Raw genomic sequence first — 26,141 nt, forward strand, 5'->3', positions numbered from 1 at the left:
CCCGATCGGGTCCGACGGTGCCAGGGTTGCGTTCAGCGGGCGTGGAACCCTCAGTCGGCTTCTTCCTCGGCCTCCTGCTGCAGGCGGTCGATGTCCTCCGGCGGTACGCCCACCGCCCCGGGCGTGTACGTGACCGTGTGCAGCGCACCGGAGTACGGGAACACGCCGCGGCGCTCGCGCACCTCCCAGGAGACCGGCCCGCGGGCGTCCAGGCCCACGGAGATCCCGGTCCACGGCGCCATCCCGATGAGCTGGACGCGGTCGTCGAGGTGGGCGGCAGGGGCACCGTCGACCTCGATGGTGAGGTCCCAGCGCAGGTTCGAGCGCACCGTCGCAGTCAGGGAGACGGTGCGCCGGCCCGGCTCGACGGGGCCCGAGCGGGCCTCCGCGTACCGGCCGTAGGCGTTGTAGCCGACGACGACCGCTCCGTCCTCGATGTAGACGAGGTAGCCGCCCAGCGCGTCGCCGTGCGCGACGAGGACGCCGTCGGCGCCGTCGGCGAACTCGACGTCGATGTCGACGCGGAAGTCCCGGTACTGCACGAGTTTCGCCGAGCGGTACCGCTCGAGCACGGGCGTGCCGGGCAGGAGACGCACGGGATCGGCGAGGCGCCTCTCCGCAGGATTGCGGGTGGAGCCGTCGATCACGATCGGGAAGACCGTGTTCCGCCAGGCCTCGTGCTCCCACTCGGCGGCCAACTCGGCGACGAGGTCGGGATGTCGCTCGGCGAGGTCGGTGGTCTCCGCCGGGTCGGACCGATTGTCGAAGAGCTGCCAGCGCGGCGCGAGCGGGTCATCGCCCCGGCCGTGCAGGCTCAGCAACTTCCAGCCGTCGCGGTAGTAGCCGCGGTGTCCGCGGAACTCCGAGTACTGGCGTGTGCGGGCCGACGGCGCTGCGGCATCGCTCCAGGCGGCCCGCTGGGAGAGCCCGTCGCGCTCCTGGGCAGGAACCCCGTACCGGAGCGCGGGCGTGGAGGCCCCAGCGAGGTCGAGCAGAGTCGGAGCGACGTCGGTGACGAAGGAGAACTGCTCGCGGACCCCGCGCGCCCCCGGGAGACCCGCCGGCCAGGACAGCACGAAGGGCACGCGCACGCCGCCTGCGAAGGTCTGGCCCTTGTAGAACCGGAAGGGCGTGTTGGAGACCTGCCCCCACCCGCGGGGGTAGTGCACGCCGAGCCGGGCGGTGCCGATGAGCTCCTCCGGGTGATCGACGTCGCCCTCCCAGCCGTCGGGGCCGACGCCGTCGGCGAACTTCACGAACTCGGCGAAGTAGCTGCGGGTTCCCTCGGGCCCGCCCTCGGCGGTGCCGCCGTTGTCGGAGGTGAAGACGACGATCGTGTTGTCGAGCTCGCCGAGTTGCTCGACGGTCTCCAGCAGCCGGCCCAGGCTGTCGTCGACGGTGCGGACCATCGCCGCGTAGACCTGCATGTACCGCGCGAAGCGCCGCCGCCGCTCGGGATCCAGCTCGTTCCAGGGCGGCACGTCGTAGCCGGGCTCGCTGTTGCGATGAGCGGGTCGGACATCGGGGCCGAACAGGCCCAGCTCCTGCTGTCGGGCGAACCGCTCCTGCCGCACCGCGTCCCAGCCGCGGGCGTAGTCGAGGTCCCCGCGGCGCAGGTCCTCGGCCTTCACCTGCAGCGGGCCGTGCATCGCGATGTGCGCGAAGTAGAGGAAGAAGGGCTTGTCGGCGTCGTGCGCCCGGAGATCCTGGATCCAGGAGACCGCGGTGTCGGTGAGGGCGTCGGTGACGTAGAAGCCCTCGGGATACTCGGTCACGGGGTCGACGGTGTTGTCGCGCACCAGCTGGTTCGGGTGGAAGAAGGAGTTCAGGCCCTCGAGTGAGCCGTAGTAGTGATCGAAGCCGCGTTGCAAGGGCCACGCCGAGCGGTCGGCGTCCGGCCCGAGCCGCGAGTCCTTCGCGAGGTGCCACTTGCCGACGGCGTAGGTGGCGTACCCGGCCCCGCGGAGGATCTCCGGCAGGGTGAGCACGTCGTCGGCCAGGCTCAGCCGTAGGTTCGGGAAGCCCGGATCGGAGTTGGCCACCGAGCCGTAGCCCGCGCGGTGCGGATTCAGGCCGGTGAGCAGGGCGGCGCGGGCCGGCGAGCACACCGGCGTCGTGTGGTGATTCGTCGACACGACCCCGCGCTCAGCGAGGGCGTCGAGGTGCGGGGTGGGGATCTCCGAGCCGTACGGGCCGATGTCGGAGAAGCCCATGTCGTCGACGAGGACGACGATGATGTTCGGCGCATGAGGACGGGCCCTCACCTGTGCCGGCCAGGCGGGTTCCGAGTCCGCCTCCGAGCGGCCGATCCGCCCGGTGAAACCGTCGTAGCCGCGGGCGTGATCGGGGATCGTCATGCGGTGGCGGCCACCGTCCGCTCCTCCTCGACGCCCAGGGCGTCGAGGAGCTTGCCGCGCAACTCCGCGAAGCCGGGCTCGCCGGGCCGGCGTCCGGCACCGTCGTCGACGGTGACGTCGACCGACAGGATTCCGTGGTCCAGCACGAGGATCCGATCGGCGAGGGCGATGGCCTCGTCGACGTCGTGCGTGATGAGCAGGACCCCGGGCCGGTGCCGGGCCACGAGTCGGCGGAGCAGGTCGTGCATCTTCAGTTTGGTCAGCGCGTCGAGCGCGCCGAAGGGCTCGTCCGCCAGGAGCACGGCGGGCTCGCGGACCAGGCTGCGAGCGAGCGCGACGCGCTGCTGCTGTCCGCCCGACAGCTCGCGCGGCCACGCCCGCTCACGGCCCTCCAACTCCACCTCGCGGAGCAGTTCGCGCCCGACATCGCCTGCGTCGGCGCCGGCCAGACCGAGGATCACGTTGTCCAACACGCGGGACCAGGGCAGGAGTCGCGAGTCCTGGAACACGACGGCGCGCCGCGGATCGACCTCGAGCACACCGGATCCGGGGACGCCGTCGTCGAGCCCGGCGATGGCGCGCAGGAGCGTCGACTTGCCGGACCCGGAGCGGCCCAGGAGGGCGACGAACTCGCCGCGCCGGATCGTCAGATCCACTCCGCGGAGGACGGCGCGGCCGTCGAAGCCGCGCACCAGATTCCGCGCTTCGATCACCGGCCCATCGGAATCGGAGGTCGCGGTGGACGTGCTCAGCGGGCCAGAGTGCTCTGCCATGACAGGGCCTTTCGTGCGGAGAAGCGGACGATGAGGTCGGTGCTGAAGCCGAGGAGCGCGTACACGGCGAGGCCGACGACGATGACATCGGTGAGGCCGTACAGTCGCGCCTTGTACATGAGGTAGCCGATGCCGTCGGAGGCGCCGACCTGTTCGACCACCACGAGGGCGAGCCAGGCAACCGTCGCTCCGAGGCGCAGGCCCGTGAAGAAGCCGGGCAGTGCACCGGGGATCGCGATGTGGCGCACGAACTTCGCGCGGCTCAGGCCGACGGTCTCCGCCAGCTCCACGTACTTCCGGTCGATGCCGCGCAGCCCCGCGTGGGTGTTGAGGTACACCGGCGTCGCGACGGCGAGGGTGATGAGGACGATCTTCATCTCCTCGCCGATGCCGAACCACACGATGAACAGCGGCAGCAGCGCGAGCGCGGGAATCGCGCGATAGACGGTCACGGTGCCGTCGATGAGGGCCTCGCCGGGCCGCGTGAGCCCGGACAGCAGGGCCAGCGTCACAGCGAGGGCGACGCCGAGCACACCGCCGACGATCGCCCGCTGCGCGGAGGCCCAGATGTTGGACCAGAGCGAGCCGTCGACCGCGAGGTTCCAGGCGGTGTGCGCGACCGTCCACGGCGCGGACAGGACGGTGTCCGGGATGAGCCCGGTCGCGGAGCCCGCGGCCCACAGCGCGACGACGAGCGCCGGGCCGGCGAGGATCCAGGCACCGATCGGGCGGGAGTCGACGAGGGCGCGGCGGGCGGCCGGGCGCTGGAGCAGTTCGTGGTCGGGGTCGAGGGCTCCGGGGCGCTGCTCGGGAGTGGAGTCGTGCGCGAGGCCGCTGCCGAGGCGGCCGATCGGACTGCCGATAGGGGGAGAGGTCACGGGATGCCCTTACGTTGCGGGATGGGTGGCGAACCGGAAGTCGACGGATCCGTCGGCCGAGATACGGCCGCCGGGAATCTCGTCGAAGGCGGCGAGGGTGTCGATGGTCTCCTGCTGTCGGGCGACGAGGGCGCGGTCGAGCGGGACGGCGCGCCACGTGCCCTGACCGTCGTAGGCGATGCGGCCAACAGCGGCGGGGATCTTCAGGGCGCGCGTGTAGTAGGTGTCGATCCAGCGGTCCTTGTCCGCGTCGGCCCACGCGCGGGCGCGGTCGATCGCCGCGGAGAGTTGCTTCAGGGCGGCCGCGCGGGCAGGATCCGCCAGGGCGGAGCGCGGCGAGTAGAGGAACATCAGGCCCGATTGGGCCGCCTGCGAGACGGCGTCCGGGAGGACCTGCGCGTCCGGGTGCGCGAGCCGGTACTTGGTGCTGATGGGCTCCATGAGTGGCGCGATATCGATCTGGCCGGCGCCGAGCGCCTCACCCACCTCGGTGAGCTGCAGTGGGACCAGCTGGACGTCGTGCTTGGACAGGCCCGCGGAGCGGAGCAGCCGCAGCACCATCGCCTGGTGCGCGGTGCCCTCGGCGTAGCCGATCTTGCGCCCGCGCAGGTCGGCAGGGGAGTGCAGCGCAACGCCGGGCCTCGCCACCACTGAGACCCCGCCGCGCTCGAGCTGCCAGGCCTTGATGATCGGGCTCGGGAACCGGGCGATCTGCGCATGGATGGGCGGCACATCGGCGACGATCGCGACCTGTGCGGCGTCGGCGAGGAAGGACTCGAGGATCGCGGGACCGCCGGCGAAGTCCGCGAACTTCACCGTGAACGGCAGGTTCCGGGCCTCCCCGGACGCGGTGAGCATCGTCTTGAGGATCGACTGCTGATCGGCGACGGTGATGACCGTGCCCGCCGGCACGCGGTCGGGGATCGGCGCGCTCGGGTCGTAGGCGGGTCCGGTCGCCGGCGCGCACGCCGCGATCCCGATGACGGCGACCAGCGCGGTGGCCAGCTCCGGGACCCGGCGGGGGAGGCGAAAAGGCATGGGGGCCATTGAAGGCGAGGGGCGGCACCGTCGGAACCCTTGGACGCAGGCTGAGCGCAAGGCGCTCGGAGATAGAATGGCGGGCGTCATGGGCAAGATCGTGCTGTTCTACGTGTTCGCCCCGCTGGCCGATCCGGACGCGATCCGGCTGTGGCAGCGGGCGCTGTGTGAGGCGAACGGTCTCCGTGGCCGGATCATCGTCTCCCGGCACGGGATCAACGTCACCGTCGGCGGTGAGATCCACGCGGTGAAGCGGTACCTGCGCGCCACCCGCGAGTACCCGGCCTTCAAGGGTGCCGACGTGAAGTGGTCCGACGGCGCCGCCGCGGACTTCCCGAAGCTCTCGGTGAAGGTGCGCGACGAGATCGTCACCTTCGGCGTCCCCGACGAGATCGAGGTCGACGGTGCCGGCGTCCGCGGCGGGGGAGCGCACCTGACGCCCGACGAGGTGCACGCGCTGCTCGCGGAGAAGCCCGATGCCGTGTTCTTCGACGGCCGCAACGCCATCGAGGCCGAGATCGGCCGGTTCTCCGGCGCCGTGGTGACGCCGGCGCGGACGACGCGGGACTTCGTCGCGCTCCTGGACTCGGGGGAGTACGACCACCTCAAGGACCGGCCGGTGATCACCTACTGCACCGGCGGTGTCCGATGCGAGGTGCTCAGCGCGGTGATGCGCACGCGCGGATTCGGTGAGGTCTACCAGCTCGACGGCGGGATCGCCCGCTACGGCGAACGATTCGGCGACGGCGGGCTGTGGGAGGGCTCGATGTACGTCTTCGACCGGCGGATGAGCGTGGACTTCTCCGACGGCGCGAAGCGGATCGGACGGTGCGCGGAGTGCGGCGCCCCCACCTCGAGGGTCGCGAACCTCGCTCCGCCGCAGGACCGGGAGCTCGCCGTCCTGTGCGAGGACTGCGCATCGTGAGCCCCCGTGCCGTCCCGGTCGTCGTGGTCGCCGGCTACCTCGGGGCCGGCAAGTCGACCCTGCTCAACCACCTGCTCTCCGGCGCGGGCGAGGCGCGGATCGGCGTCGTCGTCAACGATTTCGGCGCGGTGAACATCGACGCGATGCTCGTCTCGAGCGCGGCCGGCGGCGGATCGGTGCGGACCGTCTCGCTGAGCAACGGCTGTGTGTGCTGCACCGTCGACGACGACGAACTCGAGGACGTGCTCGGCACGCTCGCCGGACGCGGCCTCGACCTCATCGTGGTCGAGGCGTCGGGCCTCGCCGAGCCCGCGGCCATGGTGCGGCGCGTGGTGCTCGCGCCGGACCCGCGGATCGACTACGGCGGCCTGGTCTACGTGGCCGACGCGGCGCACCTCCCGGACACGATGGAGCGGCACCCGTCGCTACGCCACCACCTGGCACTCGCCGACCTGGTGGTGCTCAACAAGATCGATCTCGCCGACGACCCCGACACCGCGCGTGCGCTGGTCCGGGAACACGCACCGTCGGCGCCCGTGGTCCGCACCGTCGACGCCGTCGTGCCCGTCGAACTGCTCATCGATCCGGAGGTGCTCGCGCGTCGCGCCGCCGAGCGCGTCGGCACCCCGCGCCAGCTCACGCTCGACGAAGCGCTGCGGGAGCACGAGCACGACCACGGTCCCGACCACGCCGGGGAGCACGGGCACCTGCACGACGAGTACTCCGCGGTCGACGTGGCGGCCGGGCGCCTCGACGCCCGTGCGGTGGCCGAGTTGCTGGTCGATCCGCCGCGCGGCGTGTTCCGGACGAAGGGCTTCGTCACCGTCGCCGACGGCACGCGGCTGGAGGTGCACTCCGTGGGCCGGCACGTGCGGACGGCGCCGGAGCGGGGCGGCCGGGGCGGGCCCGAGTCGGTGCTCGTCTTCCTCGGGATCGGGCTCGACGGTGCCACCGTCCGGGCGCGAGTGGAGGGTTGCGTCGCCGATCCGATGGCTGCGCCCGACGCGCAGGCCGTGCTGTCTCTGCTGCGCTACTCGGATGCGGCGCAAGCGGATTCGGCGTTCGTCGAGGACTGAAGCATGCCGCTTCGAGTAACGGTTCGGTAACGATACCCCCGCAGATTTTCCTAAAGTCTCAATTGATGGTTGACTGTTTCTCGTGTGACTGATGTGACGAAAGTTGCACAAGAGACTTGGAAGGAGAGCGGCGCCACTTCCCCGGCGCCCAGCTGCCCATGAAGAAGACCCGTGTCCTCGCCGGTTCGCTGGCGACCGCGGCCGTCGCGCTGTTCGGCGCGCCCGGCCTCGCGTCCGCCGACCCCGCACCCGCTGCCCCCGCACAGCCGCTGAGCGGCAAGACAGTGTTCCTCGACGCCGGATCGTCGCTGTCCTCAGCGGCCGAACAGGCCCGCCAGGTGGTCGACGGCCGTGGCGGCAAGGTCCCGTGCGTGAACCCGACGGCGATCGCCTCCAACGGCACCGCCGACCACACCGTCAACTTCGCCGTGGCCAAGATGGTCGAGGCGGCGCTCAAGACCCAGGGCGCCAAGGTCATCATGTCCCGTGCGGACGACGCCGGCTTCGGCGGTTGCGTCGATCAGCGTGCCACGGCCGCCAACGCCTCCGGCGCCGATCTCGCCGTCAGCATCAACAGCGCGGTCCAGGACGCGGCGCAGCGCGGATTCCTGCTCGAGACGCCCGCCCCCGGTGCGTCCGATCCGAAGGTGACCGCCCAGCAGGCCGTCAGCGACCCCGCCACGACGGTCGTCCGCAACGCGACGGCTGCGGGCGGCTTCGTCCCCGCGCAGTACCTCGGTGGCAAGGACGGCATCGCCAAGACCACCAACGCCTTCGCGTCGCTGGTGAACATCCCCCTCGTCTACGCCAATCTCGGCAACCTCGCGAACGCGGACGACGCTGCGCTGCTCACCTCCGCCGCGGGCCAGACCCAGTACGCCTCCGTGCTGACCAACGGCGTGATCCAGCAGCTGACCGGCAAGGTGGTGCCCGCGGGCGCCGTCGCCGAGCCGATCGTGCAGCAGCCCGTTGCGCCGCAGGTCGATCCCGCGGTCCCGGTCACTCCGGCTGCGCCGGCGACCCCGGCTGCTCCTGCCGCCACCGCGGTGACCCCGGTCGCGCCCGCCGTGCCCGCGGCCGCAGCGCCGACCGCCCCCGCGCAGACCCCGATCGTCCCGGCGGTCCCGGGCGCGGCCGCACCGGTCACGCCCACCACGGGCACCGGTGTCTCACCGATCGTCTCGGGCGTCCCGATGCTGACCGGTGGGGCGACCCCGTCGGGCGGTACCCCCGCGGTCACGGCGCCGAGCGCCGCCGCCCCGGCGGGCACGTCGGTGAACATCCCCGGTCTCGGACAGCTCGCGCTGCCCCAGCTGCCGCAGATCACGATCCCCGGCCAGAGCCAGGCCCTCGGCGTGAACACGCTGTTCGAGATGGGGCCCAAGGCCACCGAATTCCTGACCAGCTCGCAGGGGCAGCAGCTCGTGACGACTCTGCTGTCGAGCCCGCAGGCCTTCAATTCGCTGCAGTCCGCACAGGGCCCGGCCGCCGCCCAGGAGATCCTCAAGGCGATCCTCAGCGCCGGCGCGATCCTGCCGAAGTAGGACACCACCGACTTCCGCCGGGGACGTCACGCCCCGGCGGGAAGCGGTAGCGCGGACCGATCTGGCAAGCTGGCTGATATGGCACTCCGCAATATCGTCCGGCTCGTCCACATGGCCACGCCGATCAAGGACCTGAAGGGGAAGAAGGTCCTCGTCACCGGCGCGGCCAGCGGGATCGGCCGCGCTACCGCGAATCTTCTCGCGGCGCACGGTGCCGAGCTGGTGTTGACCGACATCAACGCCGAACAGCTCGAAGCCGCCACCCGCCACGTCACGGCCCTGGGCGCGAATGTCATCGCGTCCAGGGCCTTCGACGTCTCCGACTACGACGCCGTGCGCGCGTTCGCCGAGGAGGTGCACGCGTCCGCCGGTGCGTTGGACATCGTCATGAACGTGGCCGGAATCGCGGTGTGGGGCACCGTCGAGAACCTCACGCACGAGCAGTGGCGCAGGACCGTGGACATCAACCTCATGGGCCCGATCCACGTCATCGAGGAGTTCGTCCCACCGATGATCGCCGCGGGACGCGGCGGGCAACTGGTCAACGTCTCGTCCACGGCCGGCCTGATCGCCCTTCCCTGGCACGCGGCCTACTCGGCCGCGAAGTTCGGCCTCGTCGGCGTCTCCGAGGTGCTGCGCTACGACCTGCGTCGGCACGGCATCGGAGTCTCGGTGGTGGTTCCCGGCGCCGTGGAGACCGGGCTGGTGAAGTCCGTCCAGATCAACGGTGTCGATCGCAGCAACCCGAAGGTGGACAAGGGGATCGACGCGTTCCCCAAGGTCACGGCGGAGAAGGCGGCGCAGGCGATCATCGACGGGGTCCTCAAGAACCGGTTCCTGGTCTACACGTCCTTCGACACCCGCTTCGGGTACTTCTGGAAGCGGAAGTTCGCGCTGCCCTACGAGATCGCCATGCGCGTGGCGAACGACCGCTTCGCCTACTTCGCGAAGATCTCAGCCGGCGGCCAGTAGCCGGACGTGCTCCGCCCAGACCGCGTCGAGCGCGTCCTGGGAGACGCCCGACGCGAGTTGGTGCAGCACCCACGCGGGGCTCAGGGTGGCCATGAGTGCCGCCGACCACACATCGGCGTGCGTCGTGCGCCCGGCCTCGGTGAGCATCGCGCGCACGGTCATCGCGGAGACGCGCCACGGCGGCTCGTCGTACGGGTCGCGGGCGGCCTGCTCGGCGCCCCGCAGCAGATCGCCGTGCCGGGCGATGAGCTGCATGCGGGCCTTGCCGTACTCGACGAGCCGGTGGACCGCGTCGCCGCCCGGCCCCAGCGGGGGCGGGCCGAACATGAATCGCTGCTGCAACTCGATCTCGTCGTGGTCGAGGAGGGCCTGCAGCAGTCCTGCTCGGGAACCGAACCGGCGGAAGACGGTGCCCTTGCCGACGCCCGCGGCCTGTGCCACGGCGTCCATGCTCACCGCGTCGACCCCGCGCTCGGCGAACAGGCGCTGCGCGGCCTCGATGAGCAGCTCGCGATTGCGCGCGGCATCGCGGCGCGGCTCTGTCTGCGGCTGCGCGAGGGGCAGGAGTGGTCCGGTCATCGGAGTGAGCCTACCGTGCGGGTTTTCGGCTCACCATGATCCTGGGGAAGAAATCCGGACCGAAGTCCGTTAATCTCGGACGGATGCGACCCGGGCGGGTCGCACCGTCGAACTCCCGAGAAGAAGTGAGGAACATGTCCGAGATCACCGTGCTCGCCGTCGTCGGGTCGCTGCGCAGCAGTTCGCTCAATCGCGAGCTCGCCGAGGTCGCCGTCGCGAACGCGCCCGAGGGGGTACGTGTCGAGATCGCGGAGGGTATCGCGGAGGTGCCCTTCTACAACGAGGACATCGATGGTGAGACCGCGCCCGCCACTGCGGAGGCGCTGCGGCAGCGGATCGCGGCCGCGGATGCGCTGTTGCTGCTCGCGCCGCCCAACAACGGCACCGTCAGCGCCGTGCTGAAGAACGTCATCGACTGGGGCTCGCGGCCGTACGGTGCGAGCGCCCTGTCGGGCAAGCGTGTCGCTCTGGCCGGTGTCGGGCACCGCCTCGACACCACCTTGGCCGACGCCCAGCGAGCCGTCACCATCGCCGGTGGCGAGGTTCCCGAGGGGCTCGTCGAGGAGTTCCCGATCTCGGGTCTGGACGGCAAATCGCCCCGCGAGCACGACGCCGTCGCGCAGCGTGCCGGCGACCTGCTCGAGCGGCTCGTCGCCCCCGTCCGGTAGTCGCCCGGGAGGGGTGTCGGAGCGGCCTCCGACGGTGCCGGGCGTGTCGGACCGGCGTGTCGCGCAATCTCGGCGTGTCCTGGGGATTCACGATGAAAAACGGCCGAAAGACCGTCTTGCGAGCTGGTAATTTCACGAATGTTGTTCGCAAGTGGTTGTGTCGCTTCCCGAGGGGCACCACTAGGTGTAGTGTTCTGTCTACTGCGCGATCGGAGATCCGAAACGGGGATCCGGGAGGCTTGAGGACGAGCTGAAGTGTCCGCTGGGCTGCCCGAGTTCACGCAGGCAAACGTGGCGAAGAACTTGTCAGTCGTCAGGTCCATACTGGGATTCCGAGGCAGCCGTGGCGGCTGTCGGGCACTCAGTCGAACGAACGGGAGCCGCTATGAGCCAGGTCGAGATCACCGTCTACACCAAGCCCGCCTGCGTGCAGTGCAACGCCACCTACAAGGCCCTCGACAAGGCCGGCCTCGAGTACCGCGTGGTGGACATCACGGAGGATTCGGACGCCCGGGACTACGTGATGGCGCTCGGTTACCTGCAGGCCCCCGTCGTCGTCGCCGGCGATGCGCACTGGTCGGGCTTCCGCCCGGACCGGGTCAAGGCGCTCGCGAGCGTGGCCGCCACGGCGTAGTCATGGCCTCGCCGCTCGTCGTCTACTTCTCGTCGGTGTCGGAGAACACGCACCGATTCGTGACGAAGCTGGGCCTGCGCGCCGTGCGCATCCCGGTGACGCGGGCGGAGGATCCGATCACCGTCGACGAGCCCTTCGTTCTGATCACCCCCACGTACGGCGGGGGGAAGCAGGCCACGGCGGTCTCCGGTGGGGGATACGTCCCCAAGCAGGTGATCCGGTTCCTCAACGACCAGCACAATCGATCCCACCTCCGGGCCGTGATCGCGGCCGGCAACACGAATTTCGGCGAAGAGTTCTGCTACGCGGGCGATGTGATCGCCCGCAAATGCCGGGTCCCGTACCTGTACCGCTTCGAACTGATGGGCACCGTGGACGACGTGCAGCGCGTCCGCACCGGGCTCGTCGACTTCTTCTCCCGCACCAACAGCAAGGAAATCGCGTGACCGCAACTCAGGAAGACCTCGTACCGTCGGCGAGCCAGTCGGGTGTCCACACGGGCCCCGGCCACAGTGAGCTGGACTTCCACGCGCTCAACGCGATGCTCAACCTGTACGACCAGGACGGGCGCATCCAGTTCGAGAAGGATCGCGAGGCCGCGCGGCAGTACTTCCTGCAGCACGTGAACCAGAACACGGTGTTCTTCCACAATCTGGACGAGAAGCTCGACTACCTCGTCGAGGAGAACTACTACGAGCCCGAGGTGCTGGACAAGTACAGCCGCGAGTTCGTCAAGGGCCTGTTCGACGCCGCGTACGCCAAGAAGTTCCGGTTCCCCACCTTCCTCGGGGCGTTCAAGTACTACACGAGCTACACGCTCAAGACCTTCGACGGCAAGCGCTACCTCGAGCGCTTCGAGGATCGGGTCTGCATGGTCGCGCTGACGCTCGCCGACGGTGACGAGAAGCTCGCCGTCGCGCTCGTGGACGAGATCATCGCCGGCCGGTTCCAGCCCGCCACCCCCACCTTCCTCAACTCGGGTAAGAAGCAGCGCGGCGAGCCCGTGTCCTGCTTCCTGCTCCGCATCGAGGACAACATGGAGTCGATCGGTCGCTCCATCAACTCCGCGCTGCAGCTGTCCAAGCGCGGCGGCGGAGTGGCCCTGCTGCTCAGCAACATCCGCGAGCACGGCGCCCCGATCAAGAAGATCGAGAACCAGAGCTCGGGCGTCATCCCGATCATGAAGCTGCTCGAGGACTCGTTCAGCTACGCGAACCAGCTGGGCGCGCGTCAGGGCGCTGGCGCCGTGTACCTGCACGCGCACCACCCGGACATCTACCGCTTCCTCGACACCAAGCGGGAGAACGCGGACGAGAAGATCCGCATCAAGACCCTCTCGCTCGGCGTGGTGATCCCGGACATCACCTTCGAGTTGGCCCGCAACAACGACGACATGTACCTGTTCTCGCCGTACGACGTCGAGCGGGTCTACGGCGTGCCCTTCGCGGACGTCAACGTCTCCGACAAGTACCACGAGATGGTCGACGACTCGCGGATCCGCAAGACCAAGATTAACGCCCGCGAGTTCTTCCAGACCCTTGCCGAGCTGCAGTTCGAGTCGGGCTACCCGTACATCATGTACGAGGACACCGTGAACCGGGCGAACCCGATCGCGGGCAAGATCACCCACTCCAACCTGTGCAGCGAGATCCTGCAGGTGTCCACCCCGTCGACCTACAACGACGACCTGTCCTACGCCGAGGTGGGCAAGGACATCTCCTGCAACCTGGGCTCGCTGAACATCGCGAAGACCATGGACAGCCCCGATTTCGGCGCCACCATCGAGACCTCGATCCGTGGCCTCACGGCGGTCTCCGATCAGACGGACATCAGCTCGGTGCCGTCGATCGAGAAGGGCAACAACCTCTCCCACGCCATCGGTCTCGGGCAGATGAACCTGCACGGCTACCTGGCGCGCGAGCGCGTCTTCTACGGCTCCGACGAGGGTGTCGACTTCACGAACATCTACTTCTACACGGTGCTCTACCACGCGATCCGCGCGTCGAACCTGATCGCACGTGAGCGCGGCCAGTCCTTCGGTGGGTTCGAGAACAGCAAGTACGCGTCGGGCGAATTCTTCGACAAGTACACCGAGCAGGAGTGGAAGCCGGTCACCGACAAGGTGATCGGGCTGTTCGCCGATGCGCAGATCCGGATCCCGACCCAGGACGACTGGCGTGCGCTCAAGGCCGATGTCCAGCAGTACGGCCTGTACAACCAGAACCTGCAGGCGGTTCCGCCCACCGGCTCGATCAGCTACATCAACCACTCCACGAGCTCGATCCATCCCGTCGCGGCGAAGGTCGAGATCCGCAAGGAGGGCAAGATCGGCCGCGTGTACTACCCGGCGCCGTACATGGACAACGACAACCTGGAGTACTACCAGGACGCGTACGAGATCGGCTACGAGAAGATCATCGACACGTACGCCGCCGCCACGCAGCACGTGGACCAGGGCCTGTCGCTCACGCTGTTCTTCAAGGACACCGCCACCACCCGCGACGTGAACCGCGCGCAGATCTACGCGTGGCGCAAGGGAATCAAGACGCTGTACTACATTCGCCTGCGCCAGATGGCCCTCGAGGGCACTGAGGTGGAGGGTTGCGTCAGCTGTATGTTGTGAGCATTGCTAACTAGATGCCCCGTTCTCCTCCTCAGGGAGAGATCGGGGCATCTCGCGCTGTGAGGGGGCGACCGGTCCGCAGCCCGGTGGCCGATCGAATACGAGAAACTCGGCCGCGCCGCGCGTCGGACGGCATAGTTTGGGTCCACGCTTCCTCGTCGACAAGGCGGTTGGACCATGAGCTTTCTCGATCGGGTCATCAATAAGGCCCAGGCGACCATTCCGATGGAACTGCAAGTCCAGGGCTTGCATCTCTTCCAGAAGGCGAAGACGCTGGCTCTCGGTGACCGGCAGCCGCACTTCGTCGAGAAGGAGATCCCCGATGTCGACGCGGTGGCGCTGACCGAGATCGACATGAGCAACCCGTTCATGTGGCGGCAGGGCCAGTGGCGTCCCTACTTCGAGCGCCTGCGCAACGAGGCGCCGGTTCACTTCCGGGCGTCGAGCGAGTTCGGGCCGTACTGGTCGGTCACGCGGTACGACGACATCGTCACGGTGGACCGTGACTTCGAGACCTACTCGGCCGAGCCGCAGATCATCATCGGCGTACCGCCCGAGGGCCTGGACATCGAGATGTTCATCGCGATGGACCCGCCGCGCCATGACGAGCAGCGAGCAGCGGTTCAGGGAGTCGTCGCACCGCAGAACCTCGAGGAGATGCAGGGACTGATCCGGTCGCGCGTCCAGGAGGTCCTCGACGACCTGCCCGTCAACGAACCGTTCGATTGGGTGGACCGGGTCAGCATCGAGCTGACGTCCCGCATGCTCGCGACCCTGCTCGACTTCCCCTATGAGGAACGGCGCAAGCTCGTGCACTGGACCGAGTTGGCAGGGGCCAGCGCCGCGGCCACCGGCGGCGACGTCGACATGGACGAGATGTACGAGGGCGTCGCCGAGATGGCGAAGAGTTTCAGCGACCTGTGGCACGACAAGGCGGCGCGCCTCAAGGCGGGCGAGAAGCCGGGATACGACCTGATCACTCTGATGCAGATGTCCGAGGACACCAAGGACCTCATCAACAGGCCGATGGAATTCCTCGGCAATCTGATCCTGCTCGTCGTGGGAGGCAATGACACCACCCGCAACTCGATGTCGGGTGGCGTGTACGCACTCAACCTGTTCCCGGACCAGTTCGATCGTCTCAAAGCTGATCACAGCCTGATCCCGAAGTTCGTCCACGAGAACATCCGCTGGCAGACGCCGCTGGCCTACATGCGGCGCATCGCCAAGAAGGACACCGTCCTGGGCGGTCAGTTCATCCGCAAGGGCGACAAGGTCGTCATGTGGTACGCCTCGGCGAACCGGGACGAGCGCACTTTCGAGAATCCGGACGACTTCATCATCGACCGGCACAACGCCCGCCACCATCTCTCGTTCGGCATCGGCGTGCATCGCTGCATGGGCAGTCGCGTGGCCGAACTGCAGTTGCGGATCCTCTGGGAGGAGTTGCTCGCGCGGTTCGAGGACATCGAAGTGGTGGAGGAGCCGGAATACCTCCAGTCGAATTTCGTGCGGGGCTACACGAAGATGATGGTCACGGTGACGCCGCTCGGGCAGCAGCCCCGCCCGCGCGACCAACGGCCTCTGCAGCCCGCCACGGTACGGACTCCCGCGCGTCAGCCGATTCGTCGCTCCCGCGAAGCGACCACCACCACCGAGACGGAGGTCGACGTCCGGGTGGCGGGCCGGCGCGAGGTGGCGGCAGGGGTCGTCGAGCTCACCCTCAGCGACCCGGCGGGCGCACCGCTTCCGTCGTGGACCGCCGGGGCCCACATCGACCTCCTCCTGGAGCCGTCGCTGACGCGGCAGTACTCGCTGTGCGGCAGCGCCTCGGACGAGTCGTCGTGGAGGATCGGCGTCCTGCGCGACCCCGACGGCCGAGGTGGCTCGGCGTACGTCCACGAGAAGCTGACGGAGGGCGCGACCGTCCGCGTGCGTGGTCCGCGCAATCATTTCCCGCTGGTCGCCTCCCCGAACTACCGATTCGTCGCGGGCGGCATCGGGATCACGCCGATCCTTCCGATGATCGAGGCCGCCGAGGCACGCGGGGCGACGTGGAGCCTGCTCTACTGCGGCCGCTCGCGCGAGACGATGGCGTTCCTGGACCGATTCGAGGACTCCGAGCGGGTCACGATCTGGTCGAGTAGCGAGAACGGCCGGATCGACCTGGCGGCGACGCTCGGCACGCCCGCACCGGACACGGTGATCTACTGTTGCGGCCCAGGCGCTTTCCTCGACGCGGTGGAGGAGGCGTGCGCGCCGTGGCCCGACGGCAGCCTGCACATCGAGCGCTTCGCGGCCAAGGAGGTCGCGGCGTCCGAGGATGCGCTCGACTCGTTCGAGGTCGTGTGCTCGCGCTCGGGAGTGAGCGTGACCGTTCCGGAGGGCACCACGATCTTCGACGCGGTCGAGAAGGCCGGCGTCGACGTCCTCGGATCCTGCATGGAAGGCATCTGCGGCACCTGTGAGGCCGACGTGCTCGAGGGCACGCCCGAGCACCGCGACTCGATCCTGTCCACGGCGGAGAAGGAACGGGGCGAGACGATCATGCTCTGCGTTTCCCGCTCCCTGTCGAAGAAGTTGGTGCTGGACGTATGAACGACACCGCTCGGAACCATCCCGCAGTCGACTATCCGAGGGACTGCTGGTACGTCGTCGCCACGACTGCCGAGGTCGGATACGGATTCACCGTGCGGCGCGTCCTCGACACACCGGTCGTGCTCTATCGCCTCTCCGACGGTGCGATCGCCGCGCTGGAGGACCGTTGCGCGCATCGGCCCTACCCGCTGTCGGCGGGACACCGCGAGGACGACTTCGTCGTGTGCGGCTACCACGGCTGTACCTACGATGCGACCGGACGCTGGGTGAGCGTGCCGTCTCAGGACAACCCGCCCCCGTCCGCGCGGGTGCGAGCCTTCCCGGTCGTCGAGCGCGGACCGTTCGTCTGGATCTGGGCGGGGACGCCCGGCGGCGAACGGTTGCGGCCGCCACCGTCGACACCGTGGTTGCACGGCGACGGCTGGACGAGCGTCGGGGAACGGCGCGAGGTGGCCGCCAACCTGCAACTGCTGCACGAGCACTACCTCGACCTCTCCAACGTCTTCGCGATGCACCCGGAGATGGTGCCGCCCGGCATCGAGGCGCTGCCGCCGCTCGAGGACGTCGAGGTCTCCGAGGTGTCGGTCTCCTACCGGCGGGAACTGCCCGAGGCGCCGTTGGCTCCGTGGGAGGCCACGGTCACCGGGCTCGGCGATGCCACCGCGTCGTTCGGCCGGACGGAGACGGGCACGTTCGTGACGCCGGGCCTGCACAAGCAGACCTACACCATCATCGGCGCGAACGGTCCCGAACTCGAGCTCGTGCGGACTCACGGTTTCACACCCCAGTCCTCCGGAGTCACCCATGTCTTCCTACAGATCTCGTGGCGGGGCGCCTCGGTCCCACCCGACGTCGGCGAGCAGTTGATCGCGGTCTTCCACGCGATGGCCGACCGGGACGTCCCCGTTCTCGAGACCATGCAGCGGTGCCTGGACCAGGACCCGATCCCGCGGCGCTACGTCAACGTCAAGGCGGACCGGGCCGCCGTGCGCGCGCGCCGGATCCTGACGGCGATGGTGGAGGACGAGCGGGGAATCTAGGCCGAGAGGGAGGCCCGCTCGGTAGGAAAGTAGGTTAGCGTGCCCTAATATGTAGTCATGGTGCATGTCGGACGTCCCCGTGAACGAGTCGGAATCACCCGGCGGAGCCTCTTCGGAGGAGTGGCGGGGGTCGGCGCGACGGCCCTCCTCGCCGCGTGCGGAACGTCGACGGCACCGTCGGCCCCCAGTGCCGGGAGCCGGAGCGCGGACGCGGGCGGCGGTCCGTCGCGTGTGGTCGCGCTGTCCACCGGGCACCTCGACCACTGCCTGGCGCTCGGGATCGTGCCGGTCGGGCTGGCCGTCGCAGTGTCCGAGGCTACGGACAGCCGTGGCATCCCCGACTACATCAAGCAGGCGTTCGGCGACAGGTACGACCTCGACTCGATCCAGGTCGTGGGACAACGCATGAGTCCCGACCTGGAGAAGGTGGCGGGCCTGAAGCCCGACCTCATCCTGTCGAACAAGCGGGCCGACAAGGGGCTCACGGAGAAGCTCACCGGGATCGCCCGGACCGTTCAGACGAACGGCGGGTCGGAGCAGTTCAAAGCGGACCTGAAGATCGTCGCGGAGGCGTTCGGGAAGGCGGCGGACGGCGAGAGGCTGCTCGCCGACTACGAGGGCCGTGCCCGCGCGTGGGGCGCGCGCCGCGGCACCCCGGGGACCTTCTCGCTGGTCCGGGGCAAGGGGGATCAGTACCTGTACTTCGGGACGCGTGCGCTCGCGAGCATCGTGGGCACCGATGCGGGCCTGACCCGGCCGGCGGCGCAACAGTTCGACGAGGCGGCGAGTCGCACCCTCTCGCTGGAGCAGGTGGGACTGCTGGACGCGGACTGGGTGTTCTACTCGTTCCCCGGCAACTCCGGCGATTTCACCGAGGCCCCGCTGTGGAAGAAGCTGCCCGCCGTCGCCGAGGGACGCGCCTTCCGGGTCGACGTCGATCCCTGGTTCCTGAACGCCTCCACCGTTGCCGCCGACCGGGTCCTCGCCGACATGCAGCGATTCATGTCCACCTAGTCGGAGCGGCGGGCGCGGCGCATCTCGTCGACGCCGTCGTCGGTGCAGAACCCGGACCCGCTCGCCGTGAGGCAGAGGAGGCCGAGGAGGCGCATGCCCTCGTCGACCACGGCGAGACGGCGGATCCCTGTGGTGCGCATGTCCTGTCGCACCGGGTCCGCCGGGGCGGCCGGGCCGACGGTGCGCCCGTCTCGCGAGGCGAGATCGCGGGCGGGGGAGGCCTCGTCCGCGTGGGCGGCGAGATCTCCGTCGTCGAGCGTCCCGACCAGGACGCCGTCGTGGACGAGCAACAGGAGGTGGAACTTCGGGCTCTCTTCGAGCGCGGCGCGCGCGGCACCCACCGTGATATCGGCCGTGTGGCGCGTCGGGCGGCGCAGCATCACCTCCGCGACGGTCGGCGCCGCCGCGCTCACGCCGTTACCGGCTCGATGCGGGCGGGCACGTACTTGTGCCACGGCGTCCCGGCGAACCAGTCGCGATGTTTCGCGCTCGTCAGCTCGTTCGGGGCGATACCGGGCCGGGAGAGGCCGTCCTCGGCCGGGTAGTCGAGCCCGAGCCCGTTGGGCAGGGAGACGTGGCCCGCTCTCATCATCTCGCTGATCTCGATCGACGACTCCAGAGAGCCCGCCTCCGTGGTGATCCGCACCCGCGAATCGGGTTCCAGGCCCAGACGGTCCGCGTCTTCGGCGCTGATCCGGAGCGCGCCGCCCGCGTCGCGGCGACGCCAGCCGGGATCGCGGATGATGGTGTTCGCCGTGAAGGCGCGCCGCTCGCCCGCCATGAGGACGTAGGGGAACTCGGGCGTCGTCCACGACGAGGGGGCCTCGCGCAGCCCGTCGATCAGCGGCAGTAGTTCCGGGATCGCCACCGTGAAGCGGTTGTCGTTGCGCAGCACGTAGTCCCATGCGTGGTCCCACTCGTCGACCGTGAACGTCACGCCCGAGCGTTCGCGCAGGATCGCGTCGAAGAGTTGCTGGCCGGGGCGCATCCCGGTGCCGGTGAATCCGGCGCGCGCCACCGCAGCGGGGTGCGAGAGCGCGCACAGGTGCGCCGCGCCCCAGAGGATCGCGGCCCCGCGCGCACCGTCGGGCAGTGCGGGACCGAGCGTCTCGTACAGGACGTACCCGATGAGCCGCAGCAGCGACGGATCCGCGGCCGCCGCGGAGAAGAGCGCGAGCGCGAAGGCGTCGGTGCCGGCGGTGAGTGCTCCCCGGAGCCGCTGCAGCAGCGCCTCGTCCACGGCGCCGAGCTCGCGGAGGAGGCGTGCGTAGATCTCCGGCTCGGGCAGTGTGCCGGGGCGGGGATCCAGGAGCGGGGCGCGCAGCTGGAAGGCGTTGCGGGGGAACTCCATCGTGAAGAAGGTGCACTCCCACTTCTCGAACTGGCTGGATGCGGGTAGGACGTAGTCCGCCTCGCGGGCGGTCTCCGTCATCGCGACGTCGACCACGACCGTCAGCTCGCACGCGTGCATCGCCTCGATGAACCGCCGGGACTCCGGGAGGGAGTGGGCGGGGTTCGAGCTGTCGATCCAGAGGGCGCGCAGCCGATCCGGATGGTCGGTGAGGATCTCGTCGGCGATCGAATTGCACGGAACGAGGCCGGCGATCACTCGCGCGCCGGTGACCGGTGTGTGCCGCTCGGTCTTCGGCTGCTGCTCCGCGGCGAGCCCCGCGCTGAGCATCGGCGCCATCCGAGTGAGTAGTGCGTGCGCTGCGCCGTTGACCAGGCCGCCCGGGAGTGGTGCCGCCGCTGCGATCGGCACCGCGCGGGAGATGCCCTCGGCCCCAAGGGCGACGGTGCTCACGAAGGTCCTGCGTGCCTTCTTCTGCAACGGGCTCGACGGTGCGCGACGCGGGCGTCGAGGGTCGCCGCCCGGAGCCGCGACGGGGGAGGAGAACCACGAGTGCAAGTACATGGTGCCCGGCCGGCCGAAGTTCCCGGTCAGGATCCACAGCAGCTTGTTGAGATACGAGACGAGCGTGCTGTTCGGAGCCTGCTGCACACCCAGGTCCTCGTACGTCGTCGCGCTGGAGGCGGTCGCGAAGCGCCGCGTCGCTGCGCGGATGAGGTCCTCGTCGACGCCGCAGGTCGCGGCATAGGTGCTGATCGGAACCCTTCGGAGGGCGTCGAGGACCTCGTCGGCCCCGTCGGTGTGTGCCGCCACGAACTGCTGGTCGAGGAGGTCCTCCTCGACCAGGACGCCGAGCATGGCAGCGAGGCACCAGGCGTCGGTACCGGGAAGGACCTGCAGGTGGAAGTCGGCCATCGCCGCGGTCTCGCTCCGGCGCGGGTCCAGCACGATCATCGCTCGCGCCGGATCCTTGGCGATCTCCTTGAGGACCGGCCGGGCGCGGGGGAAGGAATGCGTCTGCCACGGGTTCTTGCCGAGGAACAGCACCACCTCGGCGTGCTCGAAGTCGCCCTTCGTGTGCGTGCCGTACAGCTGTGCGTCGACCCACGCCTCGCCGGTCTTCTCCTGTGCGAGTGCGTTGGAGTAGTAGCGCATGCCGAGCGCCGCCCGCAACGACTGGCCGTACGCGGCCGGCAGATGATTCCCCTGACCGGCGCCGGAGTAGTACAGGATCCGCTCACCGCCGTGCGCCTCCTTCACGGCGGTCAGGCGCGCGGCGATCTCCCGGATCGCGGTGTCCCAGTCGATCTCCTCGTACGTCCCGTCCGGCCGCCGGCGCAGCGGCGACGTCAGTCGATCGCGGCCGTTCTGATAGAGGTCGAGACGGAGTGGCTTCTCGCACGTGTATCCGTGTGACGTGGCGTGCTCCTTGTCGCCGCGGATCTTCGCCAGGCGTCCCTGCTGGACCTGGATCTCCAGGCCGCAGTTGCATTCGCAGAGGATGCACGCGGACTTCTGCCAGTCGGTGGTGGGCGTCTCGCCGGTCATGGGCCTAGTATGGACTAGGGCATAATCCATAGCAAGAGACCGGGGGAGCGCATCGTGGCACCAGGACGGGACACACGGCAGCGCATGCTGCTCAGTGCCGTGGAACTACTCCGGGAGCGCGGGGTCGCGGGAGTGACGGTCGATGCGGTCCTGCAGCGGAGCGGCGCGCCGCGCGGTTCGGTGTACCACCACTTCCCCGGAGGCCGTGCGCAACTCGTCGGGGACGCGCTCGACCTCGCAGGAGAGTCGATGACCGCGCTCATCGAAGGAGCCTCCGGAGACGGTGCGGAGCAGGCCCTCCGCAGGTTCGCCGCCTTCTGGACAGGGGTTCTGCGCGAGTCGGACTACGGAGCCGGATGTCCGATCGTGTCCGTCGCCGTCGGTGGCTCGCCGGACGATGCCCGGTTCCGGCAGGCGGCCGCGCGGACCATGGAGCGCTGGCGCGAGGTCCTCGCGGCCGCGATGGTCGCCGACGGACACGCGCCGCGGGCGGCGGCGAGCCTCGCGACGATGGCGATCGCGTCGATCGAGGGAGCGATCATCCTGTGTCGGGTGGAGCGGTCCGTCGAGCCTCTCGAGGATGTGATCGGGCACCTCGAGGCACTGGTGTCGACCGGCCGGCGTCCTACTGCAGGCGGAAACGCAGGGACGCGATCACGTCGTCCAGCGCCTCGGTGAGCGCGTAGACACGGTCGGCAGGGCCGGGCGCGGCGAGCGCGCGGTGTCGGTCGGCATCGGCCAACGGCAGCGCGCGGGCGAGGTAGTAACTCCGCTCGACGGGGTTCTCGGGGAGCTTCAGTTTCGGCCAGCGCCGGGGGCGCGCACCGTCCGCGCGGGTGAGTCTCGCTGCGAGCCGCTCGATCTCGTCGCGCTTGGCGAGAAGTGGGATCAGGTCGACCGCGGGTTGCACCTCGTCCGGCCAGAGTTCCGCCTCGGCGATCGGGTAGGGATCGTCGGGCAGCCACCGCGCGATCCGGACACGGTCCGTACCGCGGCAGACCAGGGTGAACTCGCCGCCCATCTTCCGGACGTAGCGGTCGATGACGGCGACGGTGCCGATGTCCGTGCGGACATCGCCGCCGCCGACCTCGCTCCCGCGTTCGATGAGGACGACGCCGAACCGACCGTCGGTGGCCAGGCAGTGCTCGATCATCCGGCGGTAGCGGGGTTCGAAGACGCGCAGCGGCAGCTCCTCGCCGGGCAGCAGCACGGCGCCGAGCGGGAACATGGGCAGTTCGGTCACCGCACCAGCATGCCCTGCGGGCGGTATCGTCGCCGCCATGACGGCCCCGAACGACTGGCTGGCGGCAGTGGAGCGGGACGGTGGCGTCATCGCCGCCACTCCGCCGGACCGGCTCGCCCTCGACGTCCCCACCTGCCCCGGGTGGACCGTGCACGACCTCATCGTGCACCTCGGAGGGGTGCACCGGTGGGCTGCGACCTTCCTCACCGAGGGACCCGACTCGACGAACCGGTTCGCCCCGTTCGAGGACGACGCGCCTGCTGGGGGCGCTGTGACCGCCTGGTACCGCGACCGTCTCGACCACCTCCTGGCGGAGCTGCGCAGGCACGCCCCGGACGCACCTGCGCGCGCCTTCACCGGTCGCGCCACCGCGGGGTTCTGGATGCGCCGTCAGGCGCACGAGACCGCGGTGCACCGCTGGGATCTCGAGAACTCCTGGAACGCGGCACTCGCCGTCGACTCCGTACTCGCGGGCGACGGGATCGAGGAGTGGGCGCAGGTCTTCGCGGGGCGGTTCCTCGCCCGCGGCCCGGGGCTGCCGGACGCGCTCGTCGGGCGGACCGTCCACGTGCACGGCACCGACCGGGAGGATGCGGAGTGGACTGTGACCCTGGGAAGGGAGTCGCTCGCCCTGGAGCGCGGACACGCGAAAGGTGACGCTGCGCTCCGGGGTACGACGTCGGACCTGTACCTCGCGCTCTGGCGTCGCGTCCCGGTGGCCGACCTCGAGACCTTCGGTGACCGCGCCCTCGTCCCGGCATTGCTGGACGCGGTGCAGGTCACGTAACCTGGTCGGATGACGAATCATGGAAGGGGCGCCACGCCTCACACCGTCTGATGGCCGAGCTGCGGGTGAAGTCCCGCTCCGAACTGCGCGGCGCACGGCGTCGTCAAGGCCACTCCTGTTGGGATCACCTCATCGTCGCCCCGCTCTGGGCGCAGCACCGCGCGAACCTCGGGACCTTACTGCGGACGTGCGACGCCGTCGGCGCATGCATGGCTGTGCCCTCGCACGACTGGGTGAAAAACGCTCTGCGCAAGGGCAACACGCTGCCCGGGCCCAGTTGTGTCCACCGCGTCGGCAATCCGCAGAACTGGCTTCTCAAGCAGCGCGAGCGCGGGTCCCACATCATCGGCGTGGAGCTCGCCGAGGGCGCGACCCGTCTCGGCGACCTGCGGGCCGCGCGGGGGCGCACCGTCGTCGTGCTGGGCCACGAGTTCTCCGGAATCCCCAGCGACACCCTCCACCTGCTCGACGAGGCCGTCGAGATCCCCATGATCGGGCGGGGTGCGAGTCTCAACGTCGCAGTGGCCGGATCGCTCGTGCTGTATCGCCTCGCGGGACTGGCCTGAGTTCGTAAGGTCGAGGGATGACCTCTCAGCTCTGGCTCGACTCCATTGCGGCCGACGGCGCCCGGATCACGGCGATCGATCCCGGCCACCTCGCGCTGCCCGTTCCCAGCTGCCCCGGGTGGACGGTGCGCGACGGGATCGTCCACACGGGCGGCGCGCACCGCTGGGCCACGCAGTTCCTCCAGGCGGGCCCGGAATCGAAGGAGCGGTTCGTCCCGGACGTCTCGGACGTGCCCGACGGCGACGCCGTCCTGCAGTGGTACGCCGGCGTCAACGCCGCGCTGCTCGACGAACTGCGCCGGCACGAGCCCGACGCTCCCGCCCGGGCCTTCATCGGCCGCACCACCGCGTCGTTCTGGATGCGCCGGATGACGCAGGAGGTGTCCATCCATCGATGGGACCTGCAGAACTCCCTGCCCGACGGCGCCGAGCCGCTCCCGGCGTGGACGGCCGCCGACGGCATCACGGAGCTGACGCAGATGCAGATCCCGCTCATCGTCGGGAAGAAGGGGCTGCCGGCGGAGCTCGCCGGGCGGGTGCTCGCGATCGAGGCGACGGACACCCGCGACAGGTGGACGCTGCGCCTGCGCGCCGACGGTGTGGACGTGCTCGACGAGCCCGCTCCCGGCGATGTCACGCTCCGCGGCACCGCGTCGGACCTGGATCTGGTGCTGTGGCGCCGGACCGAGCCGGGCACCGTCGACCTGCAGGGCGATCGGGCGGTGCTCGACGGCCTGCTGGACGTCGTGATCATCTGAGGCGACACGCCGAACTGGCGCGATGCCACTAGGTGTTGCGTTGCCCGGACTTGTCGGCCCCAAGGGGTAGTGTCATCAGCGTAGAAATCCAGCTCCGCGAAAACCGAGGTGTCATGTCTGAAACCGCCGCTCACAGCCCTGCCGACGGAGCCCCGCTCAAGCTGGTCAGCCGGGTCTCGGCGATCAACTGGAACCGGGTGCAGGATGAGAAGGACGCCGAGGTCTGGGACCGGCTGACGGGCAACTTCTGGCTGCCCGAGAAGGTGCCGGTCAGTAATGACATCCCGTCGTGGGGCACACTCACCGAGCACGAGAAGCAGCTCACGATGCGGGTGTTCACCGGCCTCACGCTGCTCGACACGATCCAGGGCACCGTCGGCGCCGTGTCGCTGATCCCGGACGCGATCACTCCGCACGAGGAGGCGGTGTACACCAACATCGCGTTCATGGAGTCGGTGCACGCGAAGAGCTACAGCTCCATCTTCTCCACGCTGTGCAGCACGCGTGAGATCGACGACGCCTTCCGTTGGTCGGAGGAGAACGAGCACCTGCAGGCCAAGGCGAACATCGTCATGGGCTACTACAGCGGCGACGACCCGCTCAAGCGCAAGGTCGCCTCGACGCTGCTCGAGTCCTTCCTCTTCTACAGCGGCTTCTACCTGCCGATGTACTGGTCCTCGCGGGCCAAGCTCACCAACACGGCCGACATGATCCGCCTGATCATCCGCGACGAGGCCGTGCACGGCTACTACATCGGCTACAAGTACCAGCGCGGTCTGGAGACGCAGAGCCCGGAGCGTCGCGAGGAGCTCAAGGACTACACCTTCGACCTGCTCATGGAGTTGTACTCCAACGAGGAGGACTACACCGAGTCGCTGTACGACGAGGTCGGCCTCACGGAGGACGTCAAGAAGTTCCTGCGCTACAACGCGAACAAGGCCCTGATGAACTTGGGCTACGAGGCGCTGTTCCCCAAGGACGCCACCGACGTGAACCCGGCGATCCTCTCCGCGCTGTCGCCCAACGCCGACGAGAACCACGACTTCTTCTCCGGTTCCGGCTCGTCCTACGTGATCGGCAAGGCCGTCAACACCGAAGACGAGGACTGGGACTTCTGAGTCCTTTCGTCGCGAAGCAGCAGCCCGCCATTGGTGTGCTGCTGCTTCACT

At 69.3% G+C, this 26,141-nt stretch carries 24 protein-coding genes; 16 read left to right on the forward strand and 8 right to left on the reverse strand.

From position 1 onward, the window contains the following. Positions 1-50: 50 nt before the first annotated feature. Genes AXK60_RS14620 through AXK60_RS14635 form a run of 4 tightly spaced genes read right to left on the reverse strand, consistent with a single transcriptional unit; the run spans position 51 to position 5,046 of the window. Positions 51-2,357: an arylsulfatase gene (locus AXK60_RS14620; protein WP_068571983.1), complete on the reverse strand. Its 2,307-nt coding sequence runs from the start codon at positions 2,355-2,357 to the stop codon at positions 51-53. Further along, entirely contained in the window at positions 2,354-3,130 is a 777-nt protein-coding gene (locus AXK60_RS14625; RefSeq protein WP_068571985.1) for an ABC transporter ATP-binding protein, read from the reverse strand. The genes AXK60_RS14620 and AXK60_RS14625 overlap by 4 nt, the downstream gene beginning before the upstream one ends. Further along, on the reverse strand, positions 3,106-4,008 hold the full coding sequence (locus AXK60_RS14630) for an ABC transporter permease (RefSeq protein WP_244881114.1): 903 nt from the start codon (positions 4,006-4,008) through the stop codon (positions 3,106-3,108). The genes AXK60_RS14625 and AXK60_RS14630 overlap by 25 nt, the downstream gene beginning before the upstream one ends. Before the next feature lie 9 nt (positions 4,009-4,017). Then, on the reverse strand, positions 4,018-5,046 hold the full coding sequence (locus AXK60_RS14635) for an ABC transporter substrate-binding protein (protein WP_068571987.1): 1,029 nt from the start codon (positions 5,044-5,046) through the stop codon (positions 4,018-4,020). 88 nt (positions 5,047-5,134) lie between these two features. On the opposite strand from AXK60_RS14635, the gene trhO reads away from it, so the two are divergent. The 4 genes from trhO to AXK60_RS14655 all read left to right on the forward strand — a co-directional run bounded on the left by trhO (position 5,135) and on the right by AXK60_RS14655 (position 9,563). Continuing rightward, positions 5,135-5,971: an oxygen-dependent tRNA uridine(34) hydroxylase TrhO gene (gene trhO, locus AXK60_RS14640; RefSeq protein ID WP_068572831.1), complete on the forward strand. Its 837-nt coding sequence runs from the start codon at positions 5,135-5,137 to the stop codon at positions 5,969-5,971. After that, a complete protein-coding gene (locus AXK60_RS14645; protein WP_068571988.1) occupies positions 5,968-7,047 on the forward strand; it encodes a CobW family GTP-binding protein in 1,080 nt (359 codons plus the stop codon). Before trhO ends, AXK60_RS14645 begins: the two co-directional genes overlap by 4 nt. 158 nt (positions 7,048-7,205) lie before the next feature. Continuing rightward, entirely contained in the window at positions 7,206-8,591 is a 1,386-nt protein-coding gene (locus AXK60_RS14650) for an N-acetylmuramoyl-L-alanine amidase family protein (protein ID WP_068571990.1), read from the forward strand. 78 nt (positions 8,592-8,669) lie between these two features. Further along, the gene (locus tag AXK60_RS14655) at positions 8,670-9,563 is read left to right on the forward strand and encodes an SDR family oxidoreductase (protein WP_068571992.1); all 894 of its coding nucleotides are present in this window, start codon (positions 8,670-8,672) and stop codon (positions 9,561-9,563) included. Here the strand turns inward: AXK60_RS14655 and AXK60_RS14660 are convergent. Continuing rightward, complete coding sequence (locus tag AXK60_RS14660; RefSeq protein WP_068571993.1) at positions 9,546-10,142, reverse strand: TetR/AcrR family transcriptional regulator; 597 nt, start codon at positions 10,140-10,142, stop codon at positions 9,546-9,548. The genes AXK60_RS14655 and AXK60_RS14660 overlap by 18 nt on opposite strands. A gap of 134 nt (positions 10,143-10,276) precedes the next feature. Between AXK60_RS14660 and AXK60_RS14665 the strand changes: the two genes are divergently transcribed. The 7 genes from AXK60_RS14665 to AXK60_RS14695 all read left to right on the forward strand — a co-directional run bounded on the left by AXK60_RS14665 (position 10,277) and on the right by AXK60_RS14695 (position 18,719). Next, a complete protein-coding gene (locus AXK60_RS14665) occupies positions 10,277-10,810 on the forward strand; it encodes an NAD(P)H-dependent oxidoreductase (RefSeq protein WP_068571995.1) in 534 nt (177 codons plus the stop codon). 385 nt (positions 10,811-11,195) lie between these two features. Continuing rightward, the gene (gene nrdH, locus AXK60_RS14670) at positions 11,196-11,444 is read left to right on the forward strand and encodes a glutaredoxin-like protein NrdH (RefSeq protein WP_068571997.1); all 249 of its coding nucleotides are present in this window, start codon (positions 11,196-11,198) and stop codon (positions 11,442-11,444) included. 2 nt (positions 11,445-11,446) lie between these two features. Further along, a complete protein-coding gene (gene nrdI, locus AXK60_RS14675; RefSeq protein WP_068571999.1) occupies positions 11,447-11,890 on the forward strand; it encodes a class Ib ribonucleoside-diphosphate reductase assembly flavoprotein NrdI in 444 nt (147 codons plus the stop codon). Continuing rightward, entirely contained in the window at positions 11,887-14,067 is a 2,181-nt protein-coding gene (gene nrdE / locus AXK60_RS14680) for a class 1b ribonucleoside-diphosphate reductase subunit alpha (RefSeq protein ID WP_068572001.1), read from the forward strand. Before nrdI ends, nrdE begins: the two co-directional genes overlap by 4 nt. A 177-nt stretch (positions 14,068-14,244) precedes the next feature. Then, positions 14,245-16,665 (forward strand): cytochrome P450/oxidoreductase, encoded by a 2,421-nt coding sequence (locus AXK60_RS14685; RefSeq protein ID WP_068572003.1) that lies wholly within the window; start codon positions 14,245-14,247, stop codon positions 16,663-16,665. Beyond that, entirely contained in the window at positions 16,662-17,705 is a 1,044-nt protein-coding gene (locus tag AXK60_RS14690) for an aromatic ring-hydroxylating oxygenase subunit alpha (protein WP_068572005.1), read from the forward strand. The genes AXK60_RS14685 and AXK60_RS14690 overlap by 4 nt, the downstream gene beginning before the upstream one ends. 57 nt (positions 17,706-17,762) lie before the next feature. Beyond that, the gene (locus AXK60_RS14695) at positions 17,763-18,719 is read left to right on the forward strand and encodes an ABC transporter substrate-binding protein (RefSeq protein ID WP_068572007.1); all 957 of its coding nucleotides are present in this window, start codon (positions 17,763-17,765) and stop codon (positions 18,717-18,719) included. On the opposite strand, the gene AXK60_RS14700 is transcribed toward AXK60_RS14695, so the two are convergent. Then, positions 18,716-19,132, reverse strand: a complete 417-nt coding sequence (locus AXK60_RS14700) for a CBS domain-containing protein (RefSeq protein WP_068572009.1) — start codon at positions 19,130-19,132, stop codon at positions 18,716-18,718. The two genes, AXK60_RS14695 and AXK60_RS14700, sit on opposite strands and share 4 nt — an antisense overlap. Then, complete coding sequence (locus tag AXK60_RS14705; protein WP_068572011.1) at positions 19,129-21,618, reverse strand: molybdopterin-dependent oxidoreductase; 2,490 nt, start codon at positions 21,616-21,618, stop codon at positions 19,129-19,131. The genes AXK60_RS14700 and AXK60_RS14705 overlap by 4 nt, the downstream gene beginning before the upstream one ends. A gap of 54 nt (positions 21,619-21,672) precedes the next feature. On the opposite strand from AXK60_RS14705, the gene AXK60_RS14710 reads away from it, so the two are divergent. Further along, on the forward strand, positions 21,673-22,296 hold the full coding sequence (locus tag AXK60_RS14710; protein WP_244881115.1) for a TetR/AcrR family transcriptional regulator: 624 nt from the start codon (positions 21,673-21,675) through the stop codon (positions 22,294-22,296). Here AXK60_RS14710 and AXK60_RS14715 read toward each other — a convergent pair. Then, positions 22,244-22,846, reverse strand: a complete 603-nt coding sequence (locus AXK60_RS14715) for an LON peptidase substrate-binding domain-containing protein (protein WP_068572833.1) — start codon at positions 22,844-22,846, stop codon at positions 22,244-22,246. The two genes, AXK60_RS14710 and AXK60_RS14715, sit on opposite strands and share 53 nt — an antisense overlap. Positions 22,847-22,898: 52 nt before the next feature. Here AXK60_RS14715 and AXK60_RS14720 point away from each other — a divergent pair, with 52 nt between their 5' ends. From AXK60_RS14720 to nrdF, 4 genes are all read left to right on the forward strand, one after another. Further along, entirely contained in the window at positions 22,899-23,648 is a 750-nt protein-coding gene (locus AXK60_RS14720; protein ID WP_068572013.1) for a maleylpyruvate isomerase family mycothiol-dependent enzyme, read from the forward strand. Between the two features lie 50 nt (positions 23,649-23,698). Beyond that, the gene (locus AXK60_RS14725; protein ID WP_068572015.1) at positions 23,699-24,214 is read left to right on the forward strand and encodes a TrmH family RNA methyltransferase; all 516 of its coding nucleotides are present in this window, start codon (positions 23,699-23,701) and stop codon (positions 24,212-24,214) included. A gap of 17 nt (positions 24,215-24,231) precedes the next feature. Further along, positions 24,232-24,972 carry a maleylpyruvate isomerase family mycothiol-dependent enzyme gene (locus AXK60_RS14730; RefSeq protein WP_068572016.1) on the forward strand — a complete coding sequence of 247 codons (741 nt, stop codon included), beginning with the start codon at positions 24,232-24,234 and terminating at the stop codon, positions 24,970-24,972. Between the two features lie 113 nt (positions 24,973-25,085). Further along, positions 25,086-26,090, forward strand: coding sequence for a class 1b ribonucleoside-diphosphate reductase subunit beta (gene nrdF, locus AXK60_RS14735; protein ID WP_068572018.1), 1,005 nt, complete (start codon positions 25,086-25,088; stop codon positions 26,088-26,090). Positions 26,091-26,141: the final 51 nt, after the last annotated feature.

This window comes from Tsukamurella pseudospumae, assembly GCF_001575195.1.
Taxonomy (GTDB): Bacteria; Actinomycetota; Actinomycetes; order Mycobacteriales; family Mycobacteriaceae; genus Tsukamurella; species Tsukamurella pseudospumae.

Excerpts from the sequence above, each read along its gene's own strand:
- AXK60_RS14685 (WP_068572003.1), top strand. The coding sequence starts at position 14,245 with ATGAGCTTTCTCGATCGGGTCATCAATAAGGCCCAGGCGACCATTCCG.
- AXK60_RS14620 (WP_068571983.1), bottom strand. The coding sequence starts at position 2,357 with ATGACGATCCCCGATCACGCCCGCGGCTACGACGGTTTCACCGGGCGG.
- AXK60_RS14650 (WP_068571990.1), top strand. The coding sequence starts at position 7,206 with ATGAAGAAGACCCGTGTCCTCGCCGGTTCGCTGGCGACCGCGGCCGTC.
- AXK60_RS14635 (WP_068571987.1), bottom strand. The coding sequence starts at position 5,046 with ATGCCTTTTCGCCTCCCCCGCCGGGTCCCGGAGCTGGCCACCGCGCTG.
- AXK60_RS14655 (WP_068571992.1), top strand. The coding sequence starts at position 8,670 with ATGGCACTCCGCAATATCGTCCGGCTCGTCCACATGGCCACGCCGATC.
- AXK60_RS14690 (WP_068572005.1), top strand. The coding sequence starts at position 16,662 with ATGAACGACACCGCTCGGAACCATCCCGCAGTCGACTATCCGAGGGAC.
- trhO (WP_068572831.1), top strand. The coding sequence starts at position 5,135 with ATGGGCAAGATCGTGCTGTTCTACGTGTTCGCCCCGCTGGCCGATCCG.
- nrdH (WP_068571997.1), top strand. The coding sequence starts at position 11,196 with ATGAGCCAGGTCGAGATCACCGTCTACACCAAGCCCGCCTGCGTGCAG.
- nrdF (WP_068572018.1), top strand. The coding sequence starts at position 25,086 with ATGTCTGAAACCGCCGCTCACAGCCCTGCCGACGGAGCCCCGCTCAAG.
- AXK60_RS14695 (WP_068572007.1), top strand. The coding sequence starts at position 17,763 with ATGGTGCATGTCGGACGTCCCCGTGAACGAGTCGGAATCACCCGGCGG.
- AXK60_RS14720 (WP_068572013.1), top strand. The coding sequence starts at position 22,899 with ATGACGGCCCCGAACGACTGGCTGGCGGCAGTGGAGCGGGACGGTGGC.
- AXK60_RS14665 (WP_068571995.1), top strand. The coding sequence starts at position 10,277 with ATGTCCGAGATCACCGTGCTCGCCGTCGTCGGGTCGCTGCGCAGCAGT.
- AXK60_RS14705 (WP_068572011.1), bottom strand. The coding sequence starts at position 21,618 with ATGACCGGCGAGACGCCCACCACCGACTGGCAGAAGTCCGCGTGCATC.
- nrdI (WP_068571999.1), top strand. The coding sequence starts at position 11,447 with ATGGCCTCGCCGCTCGTCGTCTACTTCTCGTCGGTGTCGGAGAACACG.
- AXK60_RS14625 (WP_068571985.1), bottom strand. The coding sequence starts at position 3,130 with ATGGCAGAGCACTCTGGCCCGCTGAGCACGTCCACCGCGACCTCCGAT.
- AXK60_RS14715 (WP_068572833.1), bottom strand. The coding sequence starts at position 22,846 with ATGTTCCCGCTCGGCGCCGTGCTGCTGCCCGGCGAGGAGCTGCCGCTG.
- AXK60_RS14660 (WP_068571993.1), bottom strand. The coding sequence starts at position 10,142 with ATGACCGGACCACTCCTGCCCCTCGCGCAGCCGCAGACAGAGCCGCGC.
- AXK60_RS14730 (WP_068572016.1), top strand. The coding sequence starts at position 24,232 with ATGACCTCTCAGCTCTGGCTCGACTCCATTGCGGCCGACGGCGCCCGG.
- AXK60_RS14725 (WP_068572015.1), top strand. The coding sequence starts at position 23,699 with ATGGCCGAGCTGCGGGTGAAGTCCCGCTCCGAACTGCGCGGCGCACGG.